This is a genomic window from Salipiger sp. HF18 (assembly GCF_011806505.1).
GTDB classification, from domain to species: Bacteria; Pseudomonadota; Alphaproteobacteria; order Rhodobacterales; family Rhodobacteraceae; genus Salipiger; species Salipiger thiooxidans.
The window spans coordinates 1-11048 of sequence record NZ_JAATOS010000115.1 but is presented as its reverse complement, the minus strand read 5'-3'; the positions used below and the strand labels follow the sequence as shown (position 1 = coordinate 11048).

5 protein-coding genes are annotated in these 11048 nt (G+C 64.8%); 1 reads left to right on the top strand and 4 read right to left on the bottom strand.

All coding sequences use genetic code 11. From position 1 onward, the window contains the following. From HC022_RS11935 to rfbF, 4 genes are all read right to left on the bottom strand, one after another. On the bottom strand, positions 1 to 1202 hold a 1202-nt coding region (locus HC022_RS11935), incomplete at its 3' end, for a lipopolysaccharide biosynthesis (RefSeq protein WP_167452575.1). A gap of 123 nt (positions 1203 to 1325) precedes the next feature. Further along, positions 1326 to 2495 (bottom strand): class I SAM-dependent methyltransferase, encoded by a 1170-nt coding sequence (locus tag HC022_RS11930; protein WP_167452574.1) that lies wholly within the window; start codon positions 2493 to 2495, stop codon positions 1326 to 1328. A 1-nt stretch (position 2496) separates the two neighbouring features. Beyond that, positions 2497 to 5886: an NAD-dependent epimerase/dehydratase family protein gene (locus HC022_RS11925; protein WP_217703964.1), complete on the bottom strand. Its 3390-nt coding sequence runs from the start codon at positions 5884 to 5886 to the stop codon at positions 2497 to 2499. 2 nt (positions 5887 to 5888) lie between these two features. After that, on the bottom strand, positions 5889 to 6665 hold the full coding sequence (gene rfbF, locus HC022_RS11915) for a glucose-1-phosphate cytidylyltransferase (protein ID WP_008887161.1): 777 nt from the start codon (positions 6663 to 6665) through the stop codon (positions 5889 to 5891). 623 nt (positions 6666 to 7288) lie between these two features. On the opposite strand from rfbF, the gene HC022_RS11910 reads away from it, so the two are divergent. Continuing rightward, positions 7289 to 11048 (top strand): cadherin-like domain-containing protein (locus HC022_RS11910; protein WP_167452573.1); only part of this gene is annotated, 3760 nt, incomplete at its 3' end.

Here is an 11048-nt window from a genome sequence, read left to right as displayed (position 1 = left end):
GGGATGTCCGCCCGCTCGATGACCGAGAGACGCTGGCCCTTCGACATCACCTCGATGCGCTCGCCGGTGGCGGCCTGCGAGAGCCGCGATACCGCGGTGTCGTACTGAATCTGGACGTTGTCCCGGTCGCGCTCCATGGCATTGAGCGTGATCGCGTTCGAGGGTGTCTGTTCGATGTTCTCGCGAAGAGCCCCGATCTCGACTTCGAGCCCGTCCGCCAGCGTCTCGAGCGAGTTCAGCTGGCTGTCGATCTCGACCAGCTGCGCCCTGAAGACAGATTCGCGCGGGTTCGTGCCGTCTTCGGGCTCGGTGGCGGCCCCGGCGAGTTCCGCCTCGAGCCGGTTGACCCGGTTCTGCAGGGCGACAACCTTGGGATTGGTGGTGCTGAACACCGCCAGCGCCTCGCGCAGTTCGGACTGGAGGGCGCGCAGTTCCTGCTCCTCGGGGCTGAGCGGGCGCTGCTGGACGAGATCGGCGCGGCCCGTGGACTCGAAGAGATCCACCAGCCGCCGTCGCTGTTCGCCCAGCTGGCTGATCTCGCGCTGTGTCTGGGCGAGCCGTTCCTGAAGTTGTGACTGGCGGCTCAGGCGGTATTCCTGGGTTTCGGGCAGCGCGTCCACGTTCTCGTTTTTGAAGTCGAGGATGCGCTTGTCGGAAATGCTGAGCTCTTCGCCGAGACGGGCGACCTCGTTTTTGAAGAAGGTCAGCGTGTCCGCGGCAACCTCGGTCCGGAAGGCTGCGTCCTGACCGAGGGCGCGGGTCACCAGCTCGTTGACAATGCCCGCCGCCGCGGCGCCGCTCGAGGCCTCGGCCGAGATCGTCGCCGTGGTCACACGGCCGCGGCCACCGGCGAGGTAGATGTCGATCCGGTCCCGCATCGACTCCACGATCTCGTCCGGCTGCATGTCGGGTTGATCGGCGTAGAGATCGAACTTGTGCGCAAGGTCGAGCAGGTTCTCCCGGGTCATCAGGCGCTGCTGGATGATCTGGATCTGTTCGGTCAGGTCGGTGCTGACGGTCGAGGTCGCAAGCGTGGTGGGAATCTGGGAGTTCTCCACCAACAGGATAGCTTGTGCCCTGTAGACCGTCGGCAGCGTCTTGATCAGGATAAAGCCTGCCAACATCGCGGCGAAGAGCATTGCCAGGAAGATCGGCAGCCGGGTCCAGAAAATGCGGAGATAGAACTTTGGGTCAAGAAACATGGTGGGCTGTCCGGCAATAACTCGGATCGAATCCAAAAGTCACAAATGTGATCCGGGCTGAAGCATAGCACAGATCGGAAGGACGCGGGTGTCCTTTGGGGGGACGGGATGGGCCAACTCTGCTCAACCCGTCACCACGGCGAATTCCGGTGCGAGGCCCATGTTGCGGACCTGTCCGGTGATCTCGGCCTCGTAAAGCGCGTTCGAGATCAGCACCAGATCGGGGCCGATCTCGGCGAGCTCGCCGGGGGCGACGACCGGGAGGGCGACGCCGGGGGCCAGCAGCCCGTGCTTGCGGGTGTTGAGATCGACCATCGCCGCGAGCGGGGCGCCGGCGGCGCCGAGCGCGTTGGCGAAGGTGATGCCCTTCGAGCCCGCGCCCCAGATCACCGCGCGCCCGTGTACGCCCGAGAGCTTCTCGCGCCAGCTGGCAAGCGCGCCGGTGGCGGCATCGCCGAAGGCGCGTGCCGCGGCCAGGACCTCGGGTGCGCCGGGGTCGAGGTAGCCGGGTTCGGGATCCGCGGGACGGGCCTCGACCATCAGGAACTGCCCTCCGTAGCCCACGCTGACCGAGGTCGGCGCAAAGCCCGCGCGGCGGAACAGCGCGATGATTGCCGGTGCCGTCCAGTAGCCCACGTGCTCGTAGATCACGTCCCACATCGACACCGCGTCGAGCATCCAGCCTGCGTTCGGCACCTCGAAGTAGACCGGCACATCGCGCTCGCCGATGGCGCGGCGGATGTCTTGCAGAAGCGACATGGGCGCGTCGAGATGTTCGAGCACGTGCCGGCAGAGGATGGCGTCGAAGGGGCGGCCGAGCTGGTCCGAACGGAAGTACTCGGGCACGATCTCGACGCCGTCGCGGGCGGTGTAGGGCGTGTCCTTGCCTTCCATCGACGGATCGAAGCCGGTGGCGGTCGCCACCCCGTTCGCGGCCATCAGGTCGAGCATGTGGCCGTCGCCGCAGCCGATCTCGAACACGTGCTTGCCGGCAAGGTCGAAGCGCTCCACCAGCCCCGCCGCGAGGTCCTCGGCAAAGGACTGGAAATGCGGCGAGAAGTGCAGGGCGTTCTCGTAGCCCGGCGCGTATTCCATGCAGTCCGGGTCGAAGGCGCGGTTCCAGATGAAGGCGCAGTCCGGGCAGACCACCAGCTCCACGTTGCCCGAGGGCGCGGTGCGGGCCGCGCCCGCGTCGGGCCAGAGCTGGTTGCAGATCACCGGCACGTCACCCAGCGTGTAGACCGCTTCGGGATGATCGGCGCCGCAGAGGGGGCAATGGGTCGAGAGGCTCATGTCACACCGCCGTCAGTTCAGGGTTGAGCCCCATCGACGCCAGCTGGGCGCCGATCTCGGGCAGGTACACCGGGTTCATCACGATCACGGTGTCGGGCGGCTCGGCGGCGAGGTCCTCGGGGGCAGACACCCGCAGCCCCGCACCGGGCAGGTACTTGCCCTGCTTGTAGGGGTTGATGTCCACCACGTGGCTCAGCATCGGGCCGAGCCCGTCGGTGGTGCAGAACGACACCCCCTTCGAGCCGCCGCCCCAGATCGCCACCCGCTTTCCGGCGGCGTGGCGGGTCTCGACGAACTTCTTCCACTTCTTGCGGACAGTGTCGACGCGGGCCGGGAAGTCGGCGGCGAGCCTGCGGAGACGCTCGAGATCGTCTTCCTCGGGCAGGGACGGGGCCTCGCCGGGACGGGCGTACTGGATGATGTACTGGTCGTCGTAGGCGAGATAGGTCCGCGTCACGCCGAGCCCGTTGCGGCGGAATAGCCGCGCGTGGCTGCCGAGCGTGAAATAGGAGCAATGCTCGTAGTAGATGTCCCAGAACGCGCCCTCGTCGAGCACGCGGGCGACGTCGGGGGTCTCGAAGAAGATGCCCACGTCGTCGCGCCCGTCGATCACCTTGGAGATGTCGCCGATGAAGGGGCCGACGTCGGGGATATGCTCGAGCGTGTGGCGGCAGACCACGTAATCCGGGGTGTCGGCGATGGTCTCAGGGTCGAAATACTCGCGCTGGAAGCGGATCTCGGTGCCGTTGGCGCCGGGCAGGCGCTCGGGGATGAAGCCGGGATCCACCCCGAGCCCCAGCGCCCCGGTGCGCTGCACCAGTTCCTGCAGGAAATCGCCCTTGCCGCAGCCGATCTCGAGGACCTTGCGGCCCCCGAGCTCGTCGGTCTCGGCGATCTCTTCCACCAGCTCCTTGGCGAAGCGGTTGAAGGTCCCCGAGAAGTGCTGGCTCTCCTCCGTGGTGGAGGCGTAGTCGACCATGGCGAGGTCGAAGAGCGCGTTGAACACCAGGCCGCAATCGTCGCAGAAATGCAGCTCGATGGGGCGTCGCGGAAAATCACGCGCCTCGGACGGGTCGTCGAGCAGGATGCAGGACTGCACCGGGATCGACTCGAGGCTGGGGATCGGCACGACGAACTTGCCGCCACCGGCGAGGAAGTCCTTCTGCTGCCGGACGATCTCGTCGCGGAAGTTCCACGGCAGGATCATCACGTATTCCGGCTTGTCGGTCTTGAGCTTCTCGGGATCGTAGATCCTAACCCGCACGCCGGGCATGTACTTGCCCTGCTTGTGGACGTTCTTGTCGACCGCGTACTCGATGCTCTGGCTGTCGAGCGACAGGTAGTTGAGCATGATCGTGCCCTTGGCGGCGGCACCGTAGGCCACGATGCGCTTGCCGTCGGCACGGATCTCGGAGACCAGCTTGCGGGCTTCCTCGCGGAAGGCGCGGACGCGGGCACCGAAGTCGGCGTAATAGTCGTAACGGTCGAGCCCGAGCGCTTCCTCTTCCGCCAGCAGGGCGGTCACCGCCTCGGACGGGTTCGGGGTTTTCTCGAAGTAGAGCCGCAGCGAGCCGCCGTGGATCGCCACGCGGCGGGCATCGTTGAGGTAGAGCCCGTGGCGTTCGAACAGCGTCTTGGCCGAGCCCACCGAGAAGTAGCAGAGGTGCTCGTGGTAGATCGTGTCGAACTCGATGAAGTCGATGAGATCGCGGACGTAGGGGAATTCCACCACTACAACACCGTTATCGGCCAGCAGATGCGCCATGCCCGCGACGAGGTCGTTCTGGTCGGCCACGTGGGCCACCACGTTGTTGGCGATGATCACGTCGGCCTCGCCCCGGATCTCGCGCACCTGCTCGGCGACGCGGGTGCCGAAGAAGTCGATGATCGTGTTGATGCCTTTCTCGCGCGCCGCCGAGGCGGGCTGGCTGGCCGGATCGACACCGAGGACGCCGACGCCCTGCTCCTTGAAGTTCTTGAGCATGTAGCCGTCGTTCGAGGCGATCTCGACCACGAGGCTACCCTTGTCGAGCCCGCGCATGTCGATCAGCTCGAGCGCGTTCTTGCGCGAGTGCGCCAGCAGGTCCTCGGAGAAGGACGAGAAGTAGACGTAGTCGTCGCCGAACATCTCTTCCGGCGGACGGGTCTCGAGCAGCTGCACCAGCGAGCAGCCGGGGCAGTAGCCGAGCCGCAGCGGCACGAGGCTTTCCTGGTTCTTGAGCGAGCCCTCTTCGAGCAGACCGTCCGAACGCGGCATCGGCCCGAGGTCGAGGATCGGCTCCAGCCCCTCGCAGCCGCAGGAGATGCACGAGACCTTGGCGGCGTCCTCGCGAAAGGTGGGGTCGATGCCGTTGTCGCGGCTCTCAAGATGGTGCAGCGAGGTGTCGATGACGCCGTCGGCGATGAGCTTCTTGATGTGGCCGATGCGCTGGTACCGCGGGCCTTCGAACTCTTCGAGCGTCAGGTCCACGGCCTTGTAGGCCTCGTAGAGCGACTGGGCGCCCTTGCGTGCGTCCCACTGCGGCTTGAAGTGCGGCATCACGCGCCGGATCTTGTCGCAGTTGACCCGGTACGAGCGCTTGTCGGGGCCGGCGTCGTCGGCGAAGGTCACCTCGCAGCCCGGCACGATCTCGGCGACGATCTCGGCCAGTTCCCTGATCTGGTAGTTGTGCTCGGTGACGCCCACGTTGAACGCCTCGTTGCGGATCTTCTCGACCGGCGTCTCGAGCGTGGCGACGAAGGCGCGGCTGATGTCCTCGATATGGGTGATCGGGCGCCACGGCGTGCCGTCGGACTTCATGTGGATGTTGCCGGTGGTGACCGCCCAGGCGACGAGGTTGTTGAGCACCAGGTCGAAGCGGATGCGCGGGCTCACGCCATAGGCGGTGGCCGAGCGCAGGAAGGTCGGGCAGAAATTGTCGTCGGCCAGCTCGGCCAGCGCCAGTTCCGACTTCACCTTGCTGACGCCATAGGGCGTGACCGGGTTGAAGGCGCCGGTCTCGTCGATGAAGTCCGCGCCGCCCGCGCCGTAGTTCGAGCACGACGACGAGAACACGAAGCGCGACACGCCCGCGGCCTTGGCCGAGCGGGCCACCCGCATGGTGCCTTGAAAGTTGATGTCCTCGGTGACCTCGGGGCGGAAATCGCCCAGCGGGTCGTTTGAGAGTGCGGCGAGATGCAGCACGGCGTCGACGCCTTCGAAGTCCGAGGGCTCGACGTCGCGGATGTCCTTCAGCAGGGTCGGCACCTCGGGCATCTCGCCACCCGGTGCAAAGGTGCACCGGCTGTAGAGGTCGCTGTCGATGCCTGTCACCTCATGTCCGGCTGCCTGAAGCATCGGAGTGAGGATGACGCCAATATATCCGCGGTTTCCGGTTACAAGAACTTTCATCTTCACTTTTCCCAAAGAGCCCAGGGGCGATTGCCCGTTTCCCAAGTTTTCTGCAGATTGTGCTTGTCGCGCAGCGTATCCATCGCCGACCAGAAGCCTTCGTGGCGGTAGGCCATGAGCTGCCCGTCTTTCGCGAGGTTCTCGAGCGGTGCGTGTTCGAACATGACCATGTCGCCCTCGATGTAGTCGAAGACCTCGGGTTCGAGCACGAAGAAGGCGCCGTTGATCCAGCCCTCTGCAGTCTGCGGTTTCTCCTCGAATGCGGTGACCTGGTCGCCGTCGAACCGCATGTGGCCGTAGCGCGCCGGCGGGCGCACCGCGGTGATCGTCGCGAGCTTGCCGTGCGAGCGGTGGAAGGCGATCAGATCGTTGATGTTCACGTCGGCGACGCCATCCCCCCAGGTGAGCATGAAGGTCTCGTTGCCGATGTAAGGTTTGAGGCGCTTGACCCGACCGCCGGTCAGGGTCTCCTCGCCGGTTTCGATCAGGTCGACGCACCACGGTGCGTGTTCGATGTCATGGCGCTGAACCGGGGTGTCCTGGCCGATGCGGACGGTAAGATTGCCCGAGAGCGAGCCGTATTCAGCAAAGTAGCGTTTGATGTAGTCGCCCTTGTAACCCAGAGCGACAGCGAAATCGTTGAACCCAAAATGCGAGTAGATCATCATGATGTGCCAGAGGATCGGTTTGCCGCCGATCTCAACCATCGGCTTGGGTCTGACGCTTGTCTCTTCGGCAAGGCGCGTGCCTTTGCCCCCTGCGAGAATCGCGGTCTTCATAGATAAAACTCCGAAAAAACAACTTGGTATTACGACTGGTATGAACGTGAGGGGGGAGAAAAATGCCCCCGAAATAAGGCAATTCGTGAATCAGCTGAGACACGTATGCCAGAATTCTTGGCGCCGCGCATGCAAAAATCAACCCCAATTCGCTCCATTTCGGGCCTCTCCGGCAAGGGCGATTGAAATCTCTGCACGAGGTTGTGTCGTCAGAGTCACGCCCCGATGCATCTGGCAGCGCTTCTTACAGGTGGTTTCGGCCGGGCCGTCATGACTCCGGCGCTTGCCGCGACCTCTTGGATACAGAACAGCTTTCACGTACGGCGAATCGCCTTAAGCGCGAGTCTGGCCGTCAGGCGCCGACGAGAGGGGCCGCCAAAGCGCTTGCAGGGCGCGGGTGCTGCCCATGGATGCGGCGCCGCAGCGTGAAAGCTCTTGACCCGCCTTGCAAAACTTCTGCCGACACAAACTTTCAAGGCAGCGGTCGCAAACTGCTTGGCGATATGCGCCGCGCCGCGTAACATATGCCGGATCTTATAGACTGCATTTTTTGCATTTTCTTTCGGAGTTATTTTATGAGCTCTTCCGACGATTTTTCTTCGTCTGTCCTCGATTCCGTGTGGGTGATCGAGGGACCATCGGGGATCGATTACGCGCTCGACGGCGACGGCACCGAGGCGTGGTTGGAACTGGTCACGCCTGACGGCAACTACGATGTCTGGGGATCCAACAACGGCGCGCGCGCGATGCAGGCGGTCGACGATGACGACATGGTCATCGAGACCCGCTTCCTGTCGACGCCCACCGGCCAGTACCAGCTTCAGGGCCTGCTGTTCGAGCAGGACGCGGACAACTGGATCCGCTTCGACACCTATTCCGACGGCAGCAAACTGTACGCCTTTGCCGCGGTCACCATCGACGGGGTTTCTGCCGCCCGCTTCCAGGTTAGGATCAACGGCGGCAGCGCGCCTTATCTGCGTGTCGCGCGGGATGGCGACGTCTGGACGATGGAGTACTCCACCAACGGCACCGCCTGGGTGACCGCCGGCAGCTTCACGCAGTCACTCGACGTGAGCTCTGCAGGCGTCGTCGCCGGCAACACCGGCAATGCCACGGGCTTCACCGCGCAGGTGGACTATTTCGAGATCGACAGCGATCCGCTCGTCGTCGAGGACCCGGTGGCGATCGAGGGGAACACCGCCCCCGCTCCGCAGGACGATGCGCTGTCGACGCTCCCCGACACGCAGCTGGTGATCAGCACCGAGGACCTGCTGGGCAATGACGGGGACGCCAACGGCGACACGCTGAGCATCGTCATCGTCGGTCCCGCCACCAATGGCACGCTCACCGACAACGGTGACGGCACGTGGACCTACCAGCCCAACACAGGCTACACCGGTTCGGACAGCTTCAGCTACACGGTGTCGGACGGCACCGACACCTCGGACGCCACGGTGACGGTCACCGTCGCCGTCGAAGCCGAGGCCATTTCGGACGATTTCTCTGCCGCCACGCTCGACCCCGTCTGGCGCATCGAAGGGCCCGCGGGCATCAGCCACGCGCTCAGCGCCGACGGCACCGATGCCTGGCTCGAGCTGATCACGCCCGACGGAAACTACGACGTCTGGGGGACCAACAACGGCGCCCGGGCAATGCAGGACGTCGCCGATGACGACATGGTCGTCGAGACCCGCTTCCTGACGACCCCCACCGGCCAGTATCAGCTTCAGGGCCTGCTGTTCGAAGAAGACAGCGACACCTGGATCCGCTTCGATACCTATTCCGACGGCAGCAAGCTCTATGCGTTTGCAGCGGTCACCATCGACGGCACCACGAGCAGCCGCTTTCAGGTCCGGATCAATGGCGGCAGTGCGCCCTTTCTGCGGGTGTCCCGCGACGGCGACGTCTGGGCCATGGAATATTCCACCAATGGCTCCACCTGGGTCACGGCGGGCAGCTTTACCCAGGCGATCGAGGTGACGGCGGCGGGCGTTGTGGCGGGCAACACCGGCAACGCCACCGGGTTCACCGCGCAGGTGGACTATTTCGAGATCGACAGCGACCCGCTGCTGACCGAGGACGATGGCATCGTGCCGCTCGACCCGGGAGACGACGCCTTCGTCACGGCGGCGGATGCGGCGCTCGTGGTCAGCACCGACGACCTGCTCGCGAACGATGGCAGCGGCCAGACCCTGACCGTGACTTCGGTCGGCACGCCGGGGCACGGGATCCTGACCGACAACGGCGACGGCACCTGGACGTACCAGCCGACAACCGGCTACCAGGGCTATGACAGCTTCAGCTACACGGTCTCGAACGGCCAGTCCGAAGCCTCCGCGACGGTGACCGTCACCGTCGGAACGCCGCCGACACCGGCCTTCGTATCGGACGATTTCAACACCGAGACGCTGGGCGACTCCTGGACCGTTATCGCGCCCTCGGGTGCGTCGCAGGGGCTCGAAACCGACGGGGCCGAGGCCTACCTGACGCTCACCACCGGCACCGGCAGCCACGACATCTGGAACACCAACAACGCCGTTCGCGCGATGCAGGAGGTGGCCGACGAGAATTTCATGCTCGAGGCGCGTTTCCTGTCGACGCCCACGGCGCAGTACCAGATGCAGGGCTTCGTCATCGAGGAGAGCGAGAACACCTGGCTGCGCTTCGATACCTACTCGGACGGCACCAAGCTCTGGGCCTTCGGCGCGGTGACCGTGAACGGCGTGTCGAGCCAGGCTTTCAAGGTGCAGGTCGTTTCCGGCAGTGCCCCCTACCTGCGGCTTGAGCGGGATGGAGACTCCTTCCGGCTCTACCACTCGCAGGACGGCAGCAACTGGATCGCGGCAGGCATGCTGACCCGTGCCATGACCGTCACCGAGGCGGGCGTCTTTGCCGGCAGCGCCGGCAGTGCCGGCAGCTTCACCGCCGAGGTCGACTACGTGAGCATCGACAGCGATCCCATTGTCTTCGAGGACGGGGTCAGCGCCGCGCCGGTGGCGGGGAACGATGCGTTCTCGACCGACGCCGATACCGCGCTCATCGTCTCGGCCGACGACCTGCTGGCCAATGACAGCGACCCGGACGGCGATACGCTTACCCTGGTCTCGGTGGGCTCCCCCGAGCACGGCAACCTGACCGACAACGGCGACGGGACCTGGACCTACCAGCCCGACACTGGGTACGAGGGCTACGACGGCTTCACCTATGTCGTCACGGATGGCGGCACCGAAGTGACCGGGACTGTGACGCTGACCGTGGGCACGCCGCCGATCCCGCGTTTTGCTTCGGACGATTTCAACGTCGAAAGCCTGCCGCTCGGCTGGACGCTGGTCGAACCCGCGGGCACCGACGTGGAACTCACCGGCAACACCGAGCACGCTTTGCTCGAGCTCTCTACCTCGAACGGCAACTATGACCTCTGGGGAACCACCCGCAACGCCGTGCGTGTCATGCAGGAGATCAGCGATGAGGACCTCGCGCTCGAGGTCGGATTCCTGGGAGCGCCGAGCGTGGGTCACCAGATGCAGGGCTTCCTGCTCGAGGAGGACTCGTCCAACTGGCTGCGCTACGATCTCTACAGCGACGGCCAGAGGGTCTATGCCTTCGCCGCAGTCACAGTGAATGGCGTCTCCTCTCAGGTGATGAAGGTCGCGGTCACTTCGGACGTGCGCTTTCTCCGCATCGAGCGGGTCGGCAACACCTTCACCTTCCTCTACTCGAGCGACGAGGATGGCTGGGTCACGGCAGGCAGTGTCCAGCACGCGATGGAGCTTACCCAGGCCGGACTGTTCGCCGGCAGCGTCGGCAGCTCTTCTCCGATCTCGGTCCTTGTCGACTACGTGCAGGCGGACACCGACCTGATCGGCGACGAGGATCTGGGCTACCTGCCGCCCCCGGCGCCTCCGGTCGCCGTCGATGACTACCTCTCGACCGATCCGGGAACGGCCCTTGCCTTCTCCGCGGACGACCTGCTGGCCAACGACACCGACATCAACGAGGACACGCTGACGATCACGAGCATCTCGACGCCGGGGTCCGGCATCATCACCGATCTCGGCGGCGGCAACTACCTCTACACGCCGAACACGGGGTTCGAGGGGCTCGACAGCTTCACATATGTGGTCAGCGACGGCACCTACACGGATGAAGGCACCGTCTCTGTCCTTGTCGACACTTTCGACGCGGTGTCGGACGATTTCTCCGGCGGCAGCCTTGATCCTGCGTGGGAGTTCAGCGGCATCGCGGGGACGGCCTACCTCGCCTATGACGACGACGACGCGATGCTCGCCATCGTTTCTCCTGCCGGGGTACAGGTCAGCGCCTCGGACGTCATGACCACGCCGCGCATGCTGCAAGACGTGCCGGACATGGATTTCCAGATCT